We start from the raw sequence: 18,380 nt of genomic DNA on the forward strand, positions 1-18,380 counted from the left end.
TGATGAAGAAAATGAAAAAAGCACTTAATTATATGATTTGTGGAGCTTTGGTAATGGGCACTGCATGTTCAGATTTTCTGGACATCAATGAGTCCCCCAATTTGCCCACTTCCGTAACACCAGACGTGTTACTTCCAGCTGGCTTAGCTGGTTCGGCCTTCGCCAACAACAATGAGCTAAATCGATTCGGATCTATCATTACTTCCGTGACAGCAGGTGCCAACAATTCCCCTGCCACCTACGACATCTATACCATAGACGGAGCCAATTTTAATAACCAATGGAGATTTGAAATCTTTAATGGCTCACTAATTACGTATAAAAGCATGATTGAAGCCGCTGAGGAGATCAATTCCCCAACTTATGCTGGAATTGGTAAAATCATGACTGCCTATACCTTCTCTATTGCTACTGATTACTGGGGGGATATACCTTATTCCCAAGCCCTGCTTGGTGACGAGAACACCTCACCTGAATTGGATACCCAGGAGCAAATTTATCTTGGAGGAGATGGCGTTCAAAGCCTTTTTGACCTGGTAAGGGAGGGAATTGCCGACCTTCAAGCGCAATCTGCTGTAACTCCGGGACAGGATGACGTCGTGTATGGTGGTAATGCAGAAAGCTGGATAAAAGCCGGGAATGCGCTGATCCTGAAATTTGCAAATACCATCTCCAGAGTAGCCCCGGATCGGGCCCGTCAGGAAATTGAATCGGTTTTGCAAAATGGTAATTTCATTGCCAGCAATGATGAAAACATGAGTTTTTCCTTTGGATCCTCCGTAGGTAGCCGTTCTCCGATATATGAATATACTTATGTCACTGCCTTTAGTAATGACATGATGATCAGTACTAGGTTCAAGGATTTGCTGGAAGGCAAAAATGACCCCAGACTTCCTCTTTATGTTACAAGACCGACTGGAGAATATGTGACCATAGACAACGGCTTTAGAGGTTCATTGCCTACTCCCACATCATCTTGGTCCAGGTTTAGTTCCTATGTGGTGGGAGAAAACGGTGAGGGTCCGGTTCGTTTCCTAACCAATGCACAAATCCAATTTATTTTGGCTGAATCTGCCTTGCTTTTGGGGACCCCTGGTGATCCAGAAGAACACTTCCAGAACGGGGTCCGGGCATCTATGGCTTTAGCAGGTGTATCCTCCGCCAATATCGATGCCTATTTTGAAAACAATGCAGATGAGGTGTCTCTCAACGGTTCAGAAGAGGAAAACTGGGAAAAAATCATGACCCAGAAATACATCGCCAATTATGGAAACGGGGTGGAGCAATGGAATGATTACCGTAGGACCGGTTTCCCCGTATTGGAAGATCACCAAAACGCTGTGGGTATTGATGGCACCCGACCAGTAAGGGCTCAGTACATCAATGAGGAAATCGCCAGAAATACCAATTTTGAAGTTATCCTCCCCACGGAACCCGTATGGTGGGACATCGATTAATCACGAAAAGGAAAAGAATCATGAAGTCTATTAAATACATACTAAGCGCACTGCTGGTTGCAGTAATGTTTTCGGCTTGCGAATCGGACTATGGCATGTTCAACAGAGATAACAGGCCTGATATTCCATTGATGTTTACCAATACCACCTCCTTCGGTCACGATCCCTTCATAGAGATCTCCGAATCTGCGGGTGAGTCCATAGAGTTTGTTATTGAAATCCCTGAAAATTCAGGTACTACTATTTCCCAGATCTCCAAGGTGGGTGCTGGAAGTACTGCCTTAAACATTGGTAATCTTAATAACGACGATGACTACCTAGATGCTCCCATTTCAGGTGAAGGTACCCGAGTGGTATTTACAACCACCTTGGAGGAGTTTAGAGAAAAAAGGCCTAATACCAGTATCAATATTCCCGATGATGGTTTTGCCGAAATCGCTTTTCTCTTTCAAGTAGAGCTGGCCAATGGGGATGAGTTAGTCTCCATGAGGGCTAGGGCTAGAGTTTCCGAATAATAACCTCACCCATATCTTTAAAAACCCCACGATAGGCTTATCATGGGGTTTTTTATTTTTTTAGAGGCAAGGTTTCATTTTTGGGTAAGAAGGTTTGGCACCTTCTGGAAGTCTGTTCCTAAAATTTAATTTCTCCCTCAGGTTTTTTGGAATAGGTTATGGTGCTCTTAGGGCTTTTCCCCACATAGAAGTTTACGATGTTTTGCTGGGTGGGAAAATCCTTAAACAATAAGGTATTCTTCACCTTTACCTCCTTGGGAGCAGGCACACCTTCTGATTCCATATAAAACCATGCGGCATCCTCCTCCACCTCAAAGCCCAGATAACTTAACTTCAACTTTTCCCCGTTGATCCAAATGATATTGTGTTCCAAAATATAAGCCTCTATCCAATTTTCCAGCTTTTCCTGATCTTCAGGTTGCAAAAAATCCACTTTCTTACCATATTTTTCTCCCAAGGCTACCTCCAGGTCATCCCAGAATATCTTCTGGGCAATTTCAAGTCGTTCCGCAGCAGGGTTATATACCATGTCCGTCACAGATATATAGAAAGGATGTACGACATATAGGGAAAACACAGAAAAGAATAAGGCAATACTTATATGCATTTCATCCGGCTTTTTTTAGAATCTCTAAATTATGCATTAATATTACGACAAATTTATTTGGGGTAATATACCATTAATCACCTATTGCATGAACCAATTTCAATTGTACTTTAACTTGGGTGTTAAGCACATCCTTGACCTTGAAGGGTTTGACCATATTCTTTTTGTGGTCGCTTTGTGTGTAATCTATCTGATGCGGGACTGGAAAAAAATTATTATCCTGGTCACGGCCTTCACCATTGGCCATTCCCTCACCTTGGCATTAGCTACCCTTAACCTCATCAAGGTAAATACCGACTTGGTGGAATTCCTGATTCCTGTCACCATCGCCATCACCTGTTTTACCAATATACTGAGCCCCAGACCCTCCTCTGGAAGGGGAATCTCCCTGAATTATCTTTATGCCCTTTTCTTTGGGCTCATCCATGGGCTTGGATTTTCCAACTACCTGAGATCTCTACTTGGGAGGGAGCAATCCATATTCCAGCCATTGTTGGCATTTAACCTGGGCCTGGAGGTAGGCCAGCTTGTGATAGTAGCCATCTTTCTGATCATTTCCTCTATCCTAGTAGGGATCATGGGGGTAAAGAGAAAGGAATGGATTTTAGTGGTTTCCAGCCTGGTGATGGGAATGTCCATCATGATGATGCTTGAAAATAAATACTGGTAAAAGCATTATCCCCTACTGCACCAGAAAAGTACCTCAGTATAGGTATATTTGCAGGCTTTTCTTTCACTTTTTATACCTATAAAACCTCATCATGTTAATTTTTGCAAAAAAAACCTTTATGTGTTTGTTCTTGATTTAATTTTTTAGTTACTTAACCCAAAATAATACCTCAAGCAGCATCTACGGCTCTGCTGTATTTAAGGTGTTTAAACCCAACGCTTTATGAATAAAAATGCTTTTTTTTATTGTTTGTCGTTGGTTTCCCTGTTTTTTTGGTCCTGTGAGGAAGATGAAGTTAAAAATGAAGAGGTCCCCATGGAAACCTATCGTGAAGAAGTAAAACCCACCATTGTCAGTGTGGGAAACTCCGAACGGAAATCCTTTGATTACCTCATCAATGCCACAGGGAAAATTGAGGCTGCGGAGCAGCTCAAAATAGTAGTGGAAAAAACGGGGTATTTAGTGGAGCTTTTGGTGGAAGAAGGCCAAAATGTCAATGCTGGGGATATTATTGCCAGGCTAGACAATTCCGAAACCAGGTTTGAACTGGAAAAAGCCGAGGTGGAATTGCGGTCTGCCCAAGCCCAATACCAAGATGAAAGAGCGGTAAGGTCTTCTCGCTATGTGGATTTTGGGGAGGATTCCTTATCGCTGAAGGACTTTGATGATTTGATTAAGGCAAAATCAGGATTGTTAAAAGCTGAAATTGATATCAAGGAAGCAAAGCTTAACTTGGAAAAATCAGTAATCAAGGCCCCAATTTCAGGTACAGTAGCAGATGTTATGGTAAAAAGGGGTAGCATGGTAAACAGTGGGGACGAGATATGTGAACTGCTGAGCGCAAACAATCTCACCATAAAGGTAAAGGTACTGGAAGCTGATATCAATTATATCCGAAAAGGGCAAAAAGCAGAGGTGGAGCCGGTTTCCGGAAGCCAAGAGGGTTTACTTGGAACTGTCAGTAGCATAAACCCAAAAGTAGATGAAAACGGGTTGGTTCAAGTGACCGTTCAGTTAAATCAACCCGGGGGGCTATTGCCCGGAATGAATGCCAGGGCTGTTATCCGAGCTCCACAAAACAACAGTTTGGTAGTTCCCAAACCAGCGGTGGTGTATAGGTCGGGTAGACCTGTCGTTTTCACTATTGAAAATGGCGAAGCCATTTGGAACTATGTGGAAGTGGGAAAAGACAACGGTCGGGAAATGGAAATTCTGGATGGCATTGCCGAAAACACCTCCGTGATTATTAGCAACAATGTGCAATTGGGACACCAGGCTTCTGTCCAAATCCTAAAAGACTAATCTTTATGGTCCGATTTTTACTTTCTCGTCCTATTGCAGTAGGCATGACTTTTTTTGCCTTGGTGGTATTTAGCATTTTGCTTTTTCGTACCCTCCCTATTTCCCTCTTACCACCGATAGATGTTCCCCAGATTGTCGTCAAAATAAACTACCAGAATGCTTCCCCAGAGTCCATTGAGCAAAACATTCTAGAGCCTCTTCGTGAGGGCCTCATTACGCTGGCAGGACTGGAAAGCATGGAAAGCAAGGCTGGAAGCGAGGTTGGGAACATCCGCTTGACCTTCGATTATAAAACCAAGATGGAGTTGGCCTACATAGAGGTAAACGAAAAGATAGACAGGCTTATAAGTTTGCTGCCTGAGGATTTGGCCAGGCCCCAGGTCATCCGGATCAACACTAACGACATACCCATGGTCCGGGTACAGATATTGCCCGACGAAGGAGTGGATTTTGCCGAGGCATCCCTGTTGGTGGAAAATGTGATCAAGAAAAGGTTGGAACAATTGGAAGGAATTGCCCTGGTGGACATTAATGGAAGGCAGGAAAAAGTCATTTCTGTTTCCCCCAAACCAAGTATGTTGGCAGCTCTTGGAATGGAGGAGCAGCATGTGATTGATGCCATTGTCGCCGGTAACTCGGAACTACCGGGAATAAATGTGGAAGACGGGCAGTTTAGGTATTTCCTGAGGTTGGCTACCCGTCTAGAAAACCCTGAGGATGTGATGCAGCTTCCAGTAAGGGGAGAGGAAGGAGTTACCGTCCCCCTTTCGAGGGTGGCGGATGTCAGCTATGAAATCAGCAGGCCCTCTGGCTACCACCTGTACAACGGGAAACAGGCCTTGGTGGTGACTGTGCATAAGCAAGCAGCAGCCAAAATGAACGAACTTATGCCTAAGGTATATGAATCGTTGGAAAATTTTAAAAAGGACTACCCCCAGGTGCAGTTTGAGCTTACCCAGGACCAATCCATGTTGCTTAACGCGGGTATCAGTAATTTAAGAACAAGTCTTTTGTTTGGGGGTATTTTTGCTTTTGGGGTCTTGTTTATCTTTATGGGAAATTTGAGGACCCCAATAATTATTGGGATCAGCTTGCCAAGTTCCCTTATCATTAGCTTTTTGGTCTTCTATTTTTTTGGTATCTCCATTAACGTAATATCCCTTAGTGGATTGGCTTTGGGTTTGGGCATGCTCATTGATAACTCCATCATCGTTTTGGACAATATTGGCAGAAAAAGGAAGGAAGGCCTTGCTCTTTTTGAGGCCTGTGTGGTAGGCGTAGAGGAAGTAATGTCAGCCTTGATAAGCTCTGTCTTGACCACATTGGCTGTCTTTATCCCATTGGTTTTTTTAAGCGGAATTTCGGGAGCCCTATTTTATGACCAAGCGGTATCTGTGGCAGCTATTCTATCTGTTTCTCTTTTAGTGGCATTTATTCTCCTCCCCTTACTGTACAAGCTTTTCTTCATAGAAAGCAAGGCCTCTATCCTGAAAGAAGACAGCAGGCTTTTCCTTGTTCTTCTGGGTGCATATAAGAAACTTTACCATGTCCTTTTTGCCAAGAGAAAATTAAGTTTGCTAGTTCTGTTTCTGTTAATTCCACTAATGCTATCCATAAGCAGTCTCCTACCTGTTGAAGGCCTGCCTCCCATAGAAAAGTTCGACCTATTATTGGAAGTGGATTGGAACGAACCTATTCATGCCTTGGAAAATAAGCAAAGGTTCCAGCAATTGCTTGAAGCCGTGGAAGGGAAGTACTTACAAGCAGAAAGTGACATTGGCCTCAACCAGTTTTTACTATTTGATGGAGAAAACTCCATACAGCGTGGAAATTTGTACCTAAGGTTTGAAGATTCGGAAGAAAAGGTCGCTCAAACCAGGCATCTACAGGAATTTTTAAGACAAAACTATCCAATGGCCAGCATAGACCTCCAAGATGCACCCAATGCGTTTGAGCAACTGTTTAGCTCTCCCTTCGCCTATTACGAGGCAAGATGGAAAGATTTAACAAGTAAAAAACCAGTCGATGAGCCCTTAATGGATCAATGGCTGCAAGAGCTGCCTGTGGCCAATTGGGATAGAGGCCCTGGGTTGCAAAAGGAATCATCCATCATTTTTAGGCTTGACTTGGACAAAATGGCCACCTACGGTGTGGAGACGCAGTCGATGTTAAATCAAATAGAAAAACTGTTCGGCAACTATTTGATCACCGACATCAAGCGGTTTGGTGAGGTTACACCAGTCAAACTAAAGGAGAGTGCAGGGGATTTTCAACGCCTACTAAAGGAAACCTATGTTTCTGGAGCTGAAAACACCCCCTATCAACTCAGCAATTTCGTTTATTTCAATTACGACAATCATTACAAGTCCATCACTGCTGATGCTGCAGGAGTTTACCAGTCCATTAACTTACATGATCCGAACCAGCCAGGAATAGAGCAAGGGCTCTTAGGATGGGCCAATGACAAAAATTTAGCTATTTCGTTCACTGGTCAATATTTTAAGGACAGGGAAACTATTCAGCAATTGATAGGTATCCTGTTAATTTCGGTTTTACTATTATATTTTATTCTTGCTGCCCAATTTGAGAGTTTTTTCCAGCCCCTGATTGTCATCTTCACCCTTCCGTTGGGTATTGGTGGGGCATTTTTTGTACTGTGGGTTACGGGCACTTCCCTGAACGTGATGTCTGCCATAGGCTTAGTAGTTATGCTCGGTATTATGGTAAACGATGCTATCCTTAAAATAGACACCATCAACAGGCTTAGAAATAAACTTGGTCAACAACTTGGGATGGCTCCTGGAGAAGCGTTGGAAAAAGCCATGTACCAGGCAGGGGAAATACGATTAAAACCAATTGTAATGACTTCCATTACCACAATTTTGGCCTTGTTACCTGTGGTTTTCAGTGCAGGACTAGGGGCAGACTTACAGCGCCCCCTGGTTTTGAGCGTAATTGGTGGTCTGACTATAGGCACTTTCACTGCCTTGTATTTTGTGCCCCTGTCCTATTGGTTAATCACCAAAAAGTATTAATTCATCCGATTTATTTGCTGAGATTGGTAATCCATTGAAAGGGAAACAAAATTTCAGGGTTTTTATCCTTAAAAATTATAATTAATTGTGAATATCACTTAAATTTGAAAACAAACATACCATTCGACCTTATACTAATTAATTTAATCTGCAAAATTTACCTTTTAGTTTACTCTTTAAGGTAGTTGGTCAAATAATTAGGGCTGACATTTTCTGTTAATTTGAGAGGAATAAGTATCTTAGCGAGATTAATTTAAGGTTAGAACATGATCATTAATTTCAAATATGACATCCATAAAGCCTGTGTCAAAATCATTAGTGATGAATTAAAGGAGATGGGTTTGTCCTATTCCTTTAACGGACTAGGAGAGATCAAAATCAAGGACAAAATCGAGGATCAGGAGTTTGAGGCATTAAGGCAAAAAATGCTTCTCTACGGAATTACCATCATAAATACGGCTAAGGAAAGCTTGGTCCAAAAAATCAAGGATGTGATTGTGGAGATGATCTATTTAGAGGAAAAACTCCCTGTTGCTAAAACCTCCACTTATCTTGCAGAGAAATTGAATCTGAGTTATGGTCACTTGTCCAATCTTTTTTCGGAAGAAACCTTTTCTACCATCGAAAATTTCATTATCCTTCAAAAGATTGAACGTGCCAAAGAATTACTGGTAACTGAGGAATTTAACCTGACCGAAATTGCATACAAGCTTAATTACAGCAGTGTAGCACATTTGTCCAATCAATTTAAAAAAACCACAGGACTAACCCCCTCCACTTTTCAACGAATTATTTCACGAAGAAAAGAAAACAACAAAATCAGGTAACCTGCAAATACTAACGAAATGTAATCCATGAACCAAAGTAAAATTCATGTTCTTTTGGCAGACGATGATGAGGATGATCGTCTGTTTTTTAGGGATGCCATCAACCAACTCAACCTAAAGACCATTGTCCACACCGTAGAGGATGGGGAGGAATTGATGGTTTGGCTTCGGGATGAGGGTAATCCCCAGCCCCATGTTGTATTTCTTGACTTGAACATGCCAAAAAAGGGTGGCATAGAGTGCCTTGAGGAAATCAAAAGCTGCCCAAAGCTCAAGGATTTATCGGTGGCCATTTACTCCACTTCCTCCTCCCAAAAAGATATTGAGGATTCTTTCGTTTTAGGGGCAAACATCTATATTAAGAAACCAAATGACTTTAATGAATTAAAAAAGGCACTTTCCAAGGTCATAAGTATGAACTGGCAATTTTGCACATCCGGTCTTAACAAGGAAAGTTTCATTCTTAACGTGTAAAACTGGCTATTATGTCCATACTCGAATTATCGGAAAACTATTTGAGAGGGGCGTTTGTGATTTCTGTATCCCTATTGATTTTTATTGCCGGGGTGAGCTACCAGCAGTTTCATTCCTACCATGAAAGCCAGCAGCTTATTCTCCAAACCCACAACACCCAAAAAGCATTACAAAGCTTGGTTTCGCATATTTCGGGAATGGAGGCATATCAACGTTCCTATATTATTTCCGGAGACAGTGTGTTTTTAAAAGACTATGCTTCCCAAAGAGAAAACATCTCCAAAAGCCTAGAAACACTTAAAGATGTCAGTTCACATGCCAATCTAGAGGATAACCGTATTGACTCAATTGCTTTGTTGGCAGAAGAAAGATTGGTCATTTTCGAAAAAACTCTGGATTTATTCAGTGCAGGTAACAATTTGGCTGAAAACCTCAGAGAGGGAAACGGCCAGACCCAGAAAATCCGGGAGTTGATTGAAGACTTAGTCAGTGCCCAAGGAACCTTGCTTGCCGAAAGGGAAATAGCTAGTGAGAAAAGTTATCGGGTAAGCCCCATTCTGATGTTTTCCACCATTATCCTGGCTTTGTTCATCATTTCTTTGGTTTACATTGCTCTCACTCAGATCCTCAAAAAATATAACAAGGCTAATAGAAAGCTAAAAATCAACAATGAAATTTTTGAACAGGCCGAGGAGATCTCAGGTACAGGCTACTGGTACTATAATTTCCAAAATCAAGAACTGATTTTTTCGGGTAACCAGTACCGTCTATTTGGATTGAACCCCAACGAACCTCCTCCAAGACTCCACAGCTTACTTCAAAAAGTGAGCCGAGGGGACAGAGCGGAATTAATAAGGATTCTCAAGTCACTTTACCATGGTGAAAAATGTGAAGATGGCATGGATTTGAAAGTATATCCTGGTGAGGATGAACCCATATGCATGCGAATGGCAAGTAAAATGGTTCAGGTTGACCAAGAAAACAAAATTTTAATTGGAGTTAACAAAGACCTCACCTCAGAGGTAAATGCCAAGGAAAAGCTGAGTCAGCTTAACAGGGAGTTGGAGATTCAGATAAAAATGCTTTCAAATGCCGAAATGATGGCATCAGTAGGTAGCTACAGTTTTGATTTTGACACTGAATCCTTTAAGTTTTCGGATAACCTTTATCGGATTCTTGAAATTGACCAAGAGCAATACCCTCTTTCTGAACCAAGATTGCTGGAATGCATTCATCCGGAAGACAGGAAAAGTCTGCAACCATTTAAGCAGAAACTGGGCATAGCTACTGTCTTTGATGTCAGTGAATTCAGGATTCTTACCCCCACGGATAAAACCAAATACCTAAAATACACTTATAAATTTTTCAGGGAATCCGGCAAAAAAATGCTTGTAGTGACATTGAAGGATATCACAGAAGAAACCATAGCAAACAAAAACCTCGAAGACAAAAACAAAGAACTTTACCAAAGCAATACGGAATTGGCAGAATTCAACTATGTTGCCAGCCATGACTTACAAGAACCTCTCAGAAAAATTCAAACCTTTATTTCCAGGATCATTCATATGGATGGGATACAGCTCAACAGCACTGGGGAGGATTATTTCAAGCGTATTCAGCGGGCGGCAAACCGGATGCAAACCCTAATCATAGATCTTTTGGCGTTTAGCCGGACCACCAACTCAGAAAAAGTTTTTGAAATCACGGATTTGCAAACTTTAGTTGTCCAGGCAGTCAACGAGCTTAACCAGGAAATAGAAGAAAAGAATGCTATCATACATTATGACGTATTGCCCACGGCAAATGTAATCCCTTTCCAAATAAAACAACTCTTTGTCAATTTGATCAGCAACTCCCTAAAATATTCCAACAATAAAGTTCAACCTGAAATCTGGATCAAAAATGAGCCTTTGACCCAGAAAGACCTTGTTGACTTTGAGGGAATTCCAGTGGACAAACTCATTAAGCTTTCGGTCATAGATAACGGCATTGGCTTTGATCAGCAATATGCGGAAAGCATTTTTGTGCTTTTCAAAAGATTACACAACCGGACCAGGTTTTCGGGAACTGGCATTGGTTTGTCGATTTGCAAAAAGGTAATTGATAACCATAGGGGAATAATAAAAGCTCAAGGGGAGGAGGGTAATGGGGCCAACTTTACTTTCATATTACCTGTTTTAGGAGGGCAACTGCCTAAGTGAGTAATCCCGCCAATTTCTATTTTGCAAAAAAGACCCTGTATCCCATAATTTTAATAAATAAGGCTGTTGTTCTGTAATTTTTTAAATGTCCTTCACCATACCTTTGATGCTTTATGGATTGATTCTTACTGTTTTTCGGATGATGCTACTATTTCTAGCCTGTGAATTGACCAAATGAGGAACATTCATTGAAACTGAGAATGACGAACACATCACACACTGGGATGCATCGATAGCTATTGCGGTCATTTCTGTACTGTTGGGAGTAATACGAAGAGCGTAGGCCTTTATTCTCCACTTAGATAAGCTCCCCCGATGTTCCTAAAGGAAGGACTCGGGGTTTTTCCATCTTTAGGTTGCAAAATTTAACCCCCACTGCGCTGTGTCCAAACTCAACCAACTACCAAACCATTCAAGGGTTTACAACAAGGACTTGAAAATCAACCTGGTTGTAAGCCCAAAATCGAGCATGAGGAGAACCTCACACGGAGTATTAAAAATTGGCATTTACAGAAAGGAAATGACATTTAGTTTCTCGCAACCCTGCCCTGAGTTTTTTCAGGGGGGCGCAACGAATTCGCAACGCTCGCAGCGTAGTAGCTTTAAAAATTTGTATTTAATCAATAAATTATTTGATTTAAAATAATATGTCAATGGTAGGGATGATTATCAAAGCGAGATTCCCCCGAAACAAGTTCCCCGAATCGAGTTCGGGGCAGGCTATGTGGCCTTTGAAAAGAAAATATAAACACATGGAATCGAGCCTGTCCTGAAGGCAGTCAGGGCATGACGCAAGCTACGCACGGGGAGATGATTAAGATTGCGAGATTCCATGTGCCCATTAAGAGACAATTATAAACACATGAATTAAACCCGAAAACTACCAAGGAACCGATAAACTAAAAGGAAAAAACGCATTAATCACTGGACAGGTTTTCCATCCAAACGGGGTAGAAATTATAAATGCCTGGGATAAAAAAGCAAAATGAAAATAATAACAATTTTTATTTATCCTTTCGCAGATTCACTTCACACTTTGAATTTTGTAATGTAAAGTTATAATTATGTAATTCATAAAAACAAAGTATAAGTACCTTTGAAAAACAATAATTGATCAACCACTAAATCATTTGCTATGGATACTTTCAGGAACAACAGAAAAGAATATGAGCAAAATGCCAAAAACCAGATGGAGAAGTGGGAAGAAGATTTGGAAGAAATCATTGATAAATCCAAACTCCTTATAACACCGGAAGAGGAAGAAGAACTTTCTCAGAAATTAGAGGAACTATCCTCTATGCTACTGGCAAGCAGGAAAAGCGTCGATGCCCTTTTGAAATCCACCCCAACAACTTGGGACAATGAAAAAGTAAATTTCGAGAAGCATTGGAGCCATACATCACTCACTTTCTATAAAGTAAAGAAAAACCTACCGGATTAATATTTGAAAAAAGTTTATACGCATAATACCAAACCAACTACCAAACCGATTATTTTTCAACCTACCCGACTGCCGACAGATACCCCCCGTAACTGGGGGGTATTTTTCTTTTTCCCTTCACAAAAATCTGACCTGAAATTATTGTAAAAGGGGAATAGAATTTTGTAAGGTAATTGAACCTATGTCTATTTAGATTTATAACCCAAAGAGGCATTTGTCAGGAATAACACCCTGAAAAAGTTTGTCACCAATAAAGCGCCCAATTATGCCCATCGTAAATGCTGAAGTATTTAGTCAAGGAATATTTAAAAGTATAGGTAATACCCCATTGATAAAATTGGGGCAACTTTTTCCTGATCGCAATCAAGAAATCTTCGCAAAACTGGAATTCCTTAATCCTGGGGGCAGCCACAAAGACAAAACAGCCTTGCATCTTATGGAGCAGGCTTTCCGTGCAGGACTAATCAACGAAGAGTCAACTATAATAGAAACTACAACTGGCAACCTAGGTATTGGATTGGCACAGGTGTGCCTGAAATTGAAACTACAATTGATTTTGGTGGTGGATCCTCTATGCTGCAAACAGACCATCGCAATCGCAAAAGCCTATGGGGCTACTATCATTGAAGTAGATGATCCCGATAGTTTTGGAAATTGTCAGGAAGCCAAGCTATCCAAAATCTTGGAGTTGCTACAGCAAAACCCCGAATACGTTTGGATGAACCAGTTTGACAATCAACACAACCCTGATAGCCATAGAAAGTGCATAGGAGAAATACTGGATGGGTTAGAAAACAACCTGGACTATATCTATATCCCCACTAGCAGTATTGGCACCCTGATGGGCTGTCAAAAAGAGGTTGCAAGTAGAGGAACAGCCACTAAGATCATACCTGTAAATACTGAAGGCAGCTCCATTTTATTAGATTCACCTGGAAAAGTAGTGCTTCCTGGGATGGGTACCTCAAGACCTGCGGAATTCCTAGACACGAGCCTGTTTGACAAACCCATCCAAATCAGTGATTTAGAAAGCATCATCGGTTGTAGGCAACTGTTAGAAAACGAAGCCATTATGGCAGGTGGGAGTACTGGATCTGTGGTATATGCCTTACGAAAATCCATTCATCAATTGCCCAAGGATGCTAAGGTGGCCTTTATTGTGGCAGATCGCGGTGAAAGATACCTAGACACCATATACAACAACCAATGGGTGGTCGAAAACTTCACCGAATCACACCCATATTTATTTACAAATCCCTATCTGGTATGAAAATCTGGAAAATAAAAGACCTGGCTTTGAACCAGCAGTCCCCTATTCAAAATCACACTATATTCTCTTCGGATACCTATGCAAGTATTTCTGGAAGCGATAAGACGGTAGCCATAGTGGGCGCAGGGCCCAAAGGTTTTTATGGACTCCAAAGCTTAATAGGCGAACTACAAAAGGAGGAGTTTGGGGAAATCGATATCCATTGGTTCAATTCAGACCATAATTTCGGAAACGGGAGTTTATTTGACTTAAACCAACCGGAATATCTGATTACCAATTTTGCTATCGGAAATATTGATCTTTGGAAAACCTCCTTATGCCAAGAGTGCCAAACCCCGAACCTAACAAGTTGGCTCAAGACAAAAGTAAAAAACCCAGATAAGGTAAAAGATAGCGATTTTGCTTCCAGGGCTCTGGTGGGACTATACTACCAAGATGGATTAGCAAACATTTTTGCTTCCCTTCCACCATCCATAAGTCTTCATCTCATAAAAGCAAAAGTGACAGACATCGTCCCTAGCCAGCAAGGTGATAAATATCAAATAATACTTGAGGGGGAACATATTCAAAACTCCCCCCAATACGATCATGTTCTTGTCGCAACCGGGCACGCCGAAAAACCAGTAACAAATGACGGCTTGGCCAGGTTTGGACTGGTTTCCCTAAATGCAAAATACATTTCCAATATTTATCCGGTGGAGAAGCACCTATCCTCCATTGATCACCTGCATAAGGTAGGTATACGTGGAATGGGGCTAACCTTTGTGGATGCAGTATTGGCCTTAACGGAGGGTAAAGGAGGGAAATTCACTTCCGAAAGAAATGAAATGGTATACAAACCCAGCGGAAGGGAACCATTATGCATTTACCCCTTTTCTCTTTCTGGCATCCCCCTCTGCGCCAGACCCCCAAAAACAACCGCAAAAGATCCATTCATTGTAAACCAAGGATTCGTGAATGAATTGAAGGCGAAAAAATCGAGAGGAAACATTGATTTTGAAATGGATGTTTTGCCATCCATTGAGAAAGAACTGGAGATTGCCTATTATACCAGTTGGGCAAGACGATTGGGCAAAAGCACAATTGTCCATGAGGAGGTAAACGAAATAAAAGCAATTAGCACTTTTAAAGAGCGATTAAGGAAATTAGAACCGAAAATCCCTGCATTTACCCTGGAATCCTTTTTGGACCCCTTTTCCGAAACTGAAGAAACCAATGCCACCCAATATCATGAAAAAGTGGTTGCCTTTATGAAAAAAGGCCTGGATGAACTTGCCATTGGAACAGAAAAGAGCCCGCTACTGGCCACCATGGATGTATGGGCCAATATTATGCCATATATCTGCCAACTTTATCGGTTTGGGGGATTTACCCCTGCATCCCAGCAAAAGTTTGATGAATATTATCATCCTAGATTCAGCAAGTTTGCCTATGGGCCACCTTCTATACAAATAGAAAAGATACTTTCACTCTGCAAAGCCGGGATCCTTTTTTTCAGGTTGGGAAGGGAAACCGAAGTGAGTACACGACTTCTCACGGGAAAATACAGGCTTACTTCTTATCAAACCCACTATTGTAAAGAGGTGGATGTTTTGATAGATGCCAGGATGCCTAGAGTGGATTTCCACTCCAATCCCGGTATTCTTTACCAAAATTTACTGAAGCGAAATCTTGGCAAATTATTCAAAAATAAAGGATACGTAACCGGAGGAATGGCCGTCAATGAATCCGGTAATTTGATCAGCCGAAAAGGCCAGCCCACTTCCAATATTTTTCTCAATGGGAACCCAACTGAAGGAGTGACCCTTGACAATGACAGTCTCTGTAAAATCCGGAACGACTTTTCCAATTCATGGGCAAAGAAAGTGGTCCAGCACTACAAATCTCCGGCAAATTTCCCGTTGGAAAAATGAAAAAAACTGGTGTGTTTATGTAAATAAAAAATGAGTTGCCCCTGGCAACTCTTTTTTTTGAATACGATTCTCACCCCATAAGCACCTTTTGGAAATTGCACAAAATAGGGCACTTCGTAAAATACAAAGTGCCTTATTTCATATGATTATAATTTGCTTTTTATAGGCTATATGGAATCTCACAATTATAATCATCCCTCCGTATGTCGCTTGCGTCATGCCCTGACTGCCGTCCAGGCAGGCTCGATTTCATGTGTTTATAATTGATTTTTATTTGCCCCATGGAATCTCGCAATCTTAATCATCCCCTCGTGTGACGTGCTCGTCATGCCTGACTGCCGTCCAGGCAGGCTCGATTTCAACTAAGCAAATAATAACCTATTGCTGAAATTCATCAATAGTAGCCCTTTACTAACCTTGAATCATTTCTTCTCTATCCCAAAAACGATGCTGGGCAATTCCGTCAATAAACGCTTTGGGCGTGGTTTCAATAAACAGGCCTGGGGTTTGGTTTATTTCCATGTTGTGGATTTTTATTGCCTCCTCTATCAGGTTTCCGGCATGTCCTTCTCCTCCAATCGGCTTACAATGCCTAAAGGCTTCCTCAATGAATAGTTTTGCACTTTTTGGATGTCCTTTCACTTCACCTTCAGGAACGAAGACGGCATCGAATAGAACAGACATAGCCGTTTGATAGGTATGGTCAATGCCATAATTTTTGGAATTACCCAGCTTGAAGCTTCCCAATTTTGGAGCGATCAAGAACACATTGGCTTTTTCCTTTTCTATTGCCTCCTTCATTTTGTCCAAGGAGTTGGCGCTGGTTCCCTCATGGATTAAAAAGGCTACTCTCCTCCCTTGGATGGAGTCCTTTTTGGTGTTTTCCATACTTAGTGCTTCAGATTTTTCCAGGCCAACTTTCTTTTTCTGGGGCTGAAAATCCTCGGGATTTGCATCAGCAGGGATACTGTGGTTAAATTGATCCACTGCAATTTCTGCTAGGTGTAAACCTAACCCTTCAGCAATGCCTTCGGCCAATCCTTTGTCCACTTCAGCGAGCATTGCCACCACTCTTTTCTGCACTTCCACGGATTTCACCTTGCCCAACTCAAATTTTAGGGCATTTTCAATGTGGGTTTTTTCGACTTTACTTTGACTCCTATAAAAAAGTGCAGCTTGACTAAAATGATCAAAAAAGCTTTTACTTCTATTTCTAATCTTATGGCCATCTATCCTTTCATGGTAAGAAGTAAAGCCCCCCTCGCTCATTTTGCTTTGAAAAGGACATCCACCGCCTAGTCGGTTGGGATGATAGCTGGTTTGTCCCTTATCGATAGTTTGACGCATGTATCCATCCCTTTGGTTATTTCGAACGGGCACAGTGGGCCTATTGATTGGGATTTCATGAAAGTTGGGACCTCCCAATCGGATTAGTTGGGTGTCTGTGTAAGAAAACAGCCTTCCTTGCAGCAAGGGGTCATTGCTGAAATCAATGCCGGGCACCAAATGTCCTGGGTGAAACGCCACTTGCTCGGTTTCGGCAAAGAAATTGTCGGGATTTCGATCCAGCACCATCCGGCCAATAATCCTCACTGGAACTTCTTCTTCTGGGATAATCTTGGTGGGGTCCAACAGATCAAAGTCAAAATCATGCTCCCTTTCTTCCTCTACAATTTGCACCCCTAGATGCCATTCAGGATAATTCCCATCTTCAATGGATTGCCACAGATCCCTTCGGTGGAAATCTGGGTCAGCTCCAGAAATCATCTGAGCCTCTTCCCAAACCACAGAATGCACCCCCAATACAGGCTTCCAGTGAAATTTCACAAAAAAAGATTTACCTGCTTCATTCACCAACCTGAAGGTGTGCACTCCAAAACCCTCCATCCTACTGTAACTTCTAGGAATAGCTCTGTCACTCATGGTCCACATGATCATGTGCATGCTCTCGGGCATCACAGAGACAAAATCCCAAAAGGTATCATGTGCGGAAGCAGCTTGTGGTATCTCATTATGGGGTTCTGGTTTCACCGCATGAATGAGGTCAGGAAACTTGACCGCATCCTGAATAAAAAAGACTGGAATGTTGTTTCCAACCAAATCGTATATCCCCTCCTGCGTATAGAATTTTACCGAAAAACCACGCACGTCCCTAGCCAAATCTGTGGATCCCTTAGACCCAGCCACTGTACTGAACCTGGTGAACACAGGTGTACGGGTACCTTCTTTTTGAAGAAATCCGGCTTTTGAATATTCTGAGAGAGAACTCGTCAATTCAAAATAACCATGGGCCGCACTTCCCCTTGCATGAACCACCCTTTCAGGTATCCTCTCATGGTCGAAATGTGTTATTTTTTCCCTCAAATAAAAATCCTCCAATAAGGAAGGACCTCTTTCACCAGCCTTTAACGAATGCTGGTCATCGGTAATTTTCAACCCTTGGTTTGAGGTAAGGGGCTGGTCCTCGTGTGACACTTTGTTTTTTTCTAAGTCCTCCACCTTGGACTGTTCTGAATGGTGCTTATTCTTTTGGCTCATTATCTCAGGTAGTTAAATAAAGAATTTATTTTTCACGAAAAAGGAAAAATTTATCAAAAAATATATTACATCATAAATTTTATAATTATACAATACACATATTTAACTATTTAAATATATTGTCAGTAAC

General features: G+C 41.6%; 13 protein-coding genes. 11 read left to right on the forward strand and 2 right to left on the reverse strand.

Going from position 1 to position 18,380, the window contains the following annotated elements; translation table 11 throughout:
- Positions 1–11: 11 nt before the first annotated feature.
- Together DB520_RS20480 and DB520_RS20485 are read left to right on the forward strand one after the other, a co-directional pair.
- On the forward strand, positions 12–1,457 hold the full coding sequence (locus DB520_RS20480; RefSeq protein WP_114751827.1) for a SusD/RagB family nutrient-binding outer membrane lipoprotein: 1,446 nt from the start codon (positions 12–14) through the stop codon (positions 1,455–1,457).
- Positions 1,458–1,477: 20 nt separating this feature from the next.
- Positions 1,478–1,972, forward strand: coding sequence for a hypothetical protein (locus DB520_RS20485; protein WP_157972178.1), 495 nt, complete (start codon positions 1,478–1,480; stop codon positions 1,970–1,972).
- A gap of 118 nt (positions 1,973–2,090) precedes the next feature.
- Here DB520_RS20485 and DB520_RS20490 read toward each other — a convergent pair whose 3' ends face one another.
- Positions 2,091–2,579: a DUF6702 family protein gene (locus DB520_RS20490; protein ID WP_114751646.1), complete on the reverse strand. Its 489-nt coding sequence runs from the start codon at positions 2,577–2,579 to the stop codon at positions 2,091–2,093.
- Between the two features lie 88 nt (positions 2,580–2,667).
- Here DB520_RS20490 and DB520_RS20495 point away from each other — a divergent pair, with 88 nt between their 5' ends.
- The 9 genes from DB520_RS20495 (at position 2,668) to DB520_RS20535 (ending at position 15,712) form a co-directional block, all read left to right on the forward strand.
- Complete coding sequence (locus DB520_RS20495) at positions 2,668–3,249, forward strand: HupE/UreJ family protein (RefSeq protein ID WP_114751647.1); 582 nt, start codon at positions 2,668–2,670, stop codon at positions 3,247–3,249.
- A gap of 222 nt (positions 3,250–3,471) precedes the next feature.
- On the forward strand, positions 3,472–4,551 hold the full coding sequence (locus tag DB520_RS20500) for an efflux RND transporter periplasmic adaptor subunit (protein ID WP_114751648.1): 1,080 nt from the start codon (positions 3,472–3,474) through the stop codon (positions 4,549–4,551).
- A gap of 5 nt (positions 4,552–4,556) precedes the next feature.
- Positions 4,557–7,586 (forward strand): efflux RND transporter permease subunit, encoded by a 3,030-nt coding sequence (locus tag DB520_RS20505; protein ID WP_114751649.1) that lies wholly within the window; start codon positions 4,557–4,559, stop codon positions 7,584–7,586.
- Positions 7,587–7,852: 266 nt separating this feature from the next.
- The gene (locus DB520_RS20510) at positions 7,853–8,413 is read left to right on the forward strand and encodes a helix-turn-helix domain-containing protein (RefSeq protein WP_114751650.1); all 561 of its coding nucleotides are present in this window, start codon (positions 7,853–7,855) and stop codon (positions 8,411–8,413) included.
- A 27-nt stretch (positions 8,414–8,440) separates the two neighbouring features.
- Positions 8,441–8,887, forward strand: coding sequence for a response regulator (locus DB520_RS20515; RefSeq protein ID WP_114751651.1), 447 nt, complete (start codon positions 8,441–8,443; stop codon positions 8,885–8,887).
- Between the two features lie 11 nt (positions 8,888–8,898).
- Positions 8,899–11,088, forward strand: a complete 2,190-nt coding sequence (locus DB520_RS20520; protein WP_114751652.1) for a CHASE3 domain-containing protein — start codon at positions 8,899–8,901, stop codon at positions 11,086–11,088.
- Positions 11,089–12,223: 1,135 nt separating this feature from the next.
- Positions 12,224–12,529 (forward strand): hypothetical protein, encoded by a 306-nt coding sequence (locus DB520_RS20525; protein ID WP_114751653.1) that lies wholly within the window; start codon positions 12,224–12,226, stop codon positions 12,527–12,529.
- 265 nt (positions 12,530–12,794) lie between these two features.
- Positions 12,795–13,799, forward strand: coding sequence for a pyridoxal-phosphate dependent enzyme (locus DB520_RS20530; protein WP_114751654.1), 1,005 nt, complete (start codon positions 12,795–12,797; stop codon positions 13,797–13,799).
- Positions 13,796–15,712, forward strand: coding sequence for an FAD/NAD(P)-binding protein (locus DB520_RS20535; RefSeq protein ID WP_157972179.1), 1,917 nt, complete (start codon positions 13,796–13,798; stop codon positions 15,710–15,712). The genes DB520_RS20530 and DB520_RS20535 overlap by 4 nt, the downstream gene beginning before the upstream one ends.
- Before the next feature lie 411 nt (positions 15,713–16,123).
- Here DB520_RS20535 and DB520_RS20540 read toward each other — a convergent pair whose 3' ends face one another.
- A complete protein-coding gene (locus DB520_RS20540; protein WP_114751656.1) occupies positions 16,124–18,250 on the reverse strand; it encodes a catalase in 2,127 nt (708 codons plus the stop codon).
- Positions 18,251–18,380 lie beyond the last annotated feature (130 nt).

This window comes from Pleomorphovibrio marinus (assembly GCF_003347495.1).
Taxonomy (GTDB): Bacteria; Bacteroidota; Bacteroidia; order Cytophagales; family Cyclobacteriaceae; genus Pleomorphovibrio; species Pleomorphovibrio marinus.

Bases quoted from the DNA above. Each gene is read 5' to 3' on its own strand.
- DB520_RS20485 (WP_157972178.1), top strand. From the start codon at position 1,478: ATGAAGTCTATTAAATACATACTAAGCGCACTGCTGGTTGCAGTAATG.
- DB520_RS20505 (WP_114751649.1), top strand. From the start codon at position 4,557: ATGGTCCGATTTTTACTTTCTCGTCCTATTGCAGTAGGCATGACTTTT.
- DB520_RS20500 (WP_114751648.1), top strand. From the start codon at position 3,472: ATGAATAAAAATGCTTTTTTTTATTGTTTGTCGTTGGTTTCCCTGTTT.
- DB520_RS20520 (WP_114751652.1), top strand. From the start codon at position 8,899: ATGTCCATACTCGAATTATCGGAAAACTATTTGAGAGGGGCGTTTGTG.
- DB520_RS20495 (WP_114751647.1), top strand. From the start codon at position 2,668: ATGAACCAATTTCAATTGTACTTTAACTTGGGTGTTAAGCACATCCTT.
- DB520_RS20525 (WP_114751653.1), top strand. From the start codon at position 12,224: ATGGATACTTTCAGGAACAACAGAAAAGAATATGAGCAAAATGCCAAA.
- DB520_RS20535 (WP_157972179.1), top strand. From the start codon at position 13,796: ATGAAAATCTGGAAAATAAAAGACCTGGCTTTGAACCAGCAGTCCCCT.
- DB520_RS20480 (WP_114751827.1), top strand. From the start codon at position 12: ATGAAAAAAGCACTTAATTATATGATTTGTGGAGCTTTGGTAATGGGC.
- DB520_RS20530 (WP_114751654.1), top strand. From the start codon at position 12,795: ATGCCCATCGTAAATGCTGAAGTATTTAGTCAAGGAATATTTAAAAGT.
- DB520_RS20510 (WP_114751650.1), top strand. From the start codon at position 7,853: ATGATCATTAATTTCAAATATGACATCCATAAAGCCTGTGTCAAAATC.
- DB520_RS20490 (WP_114751646.1), bottom strand. From the start codon at position 2,579: ATGCATATAAGTATTGCCTTATTCTTTTCTGTGTTTTCCCTATATGTC.
- DB520_RS20515 (WP_114751651.1), top strand. From the start codon at position 8,441: ATGAACCAAAGTAAAATTCATGTTCTTTTGGCAGACGATGATGAGGAT.
- DB520_RS20540 (WP_114751656.1), bottom strand. From the start codon at position 18,250: ATGAGCCAAAAGAATAAGCACCATTCAGAACAGTCCAAGGTGGAGGAC.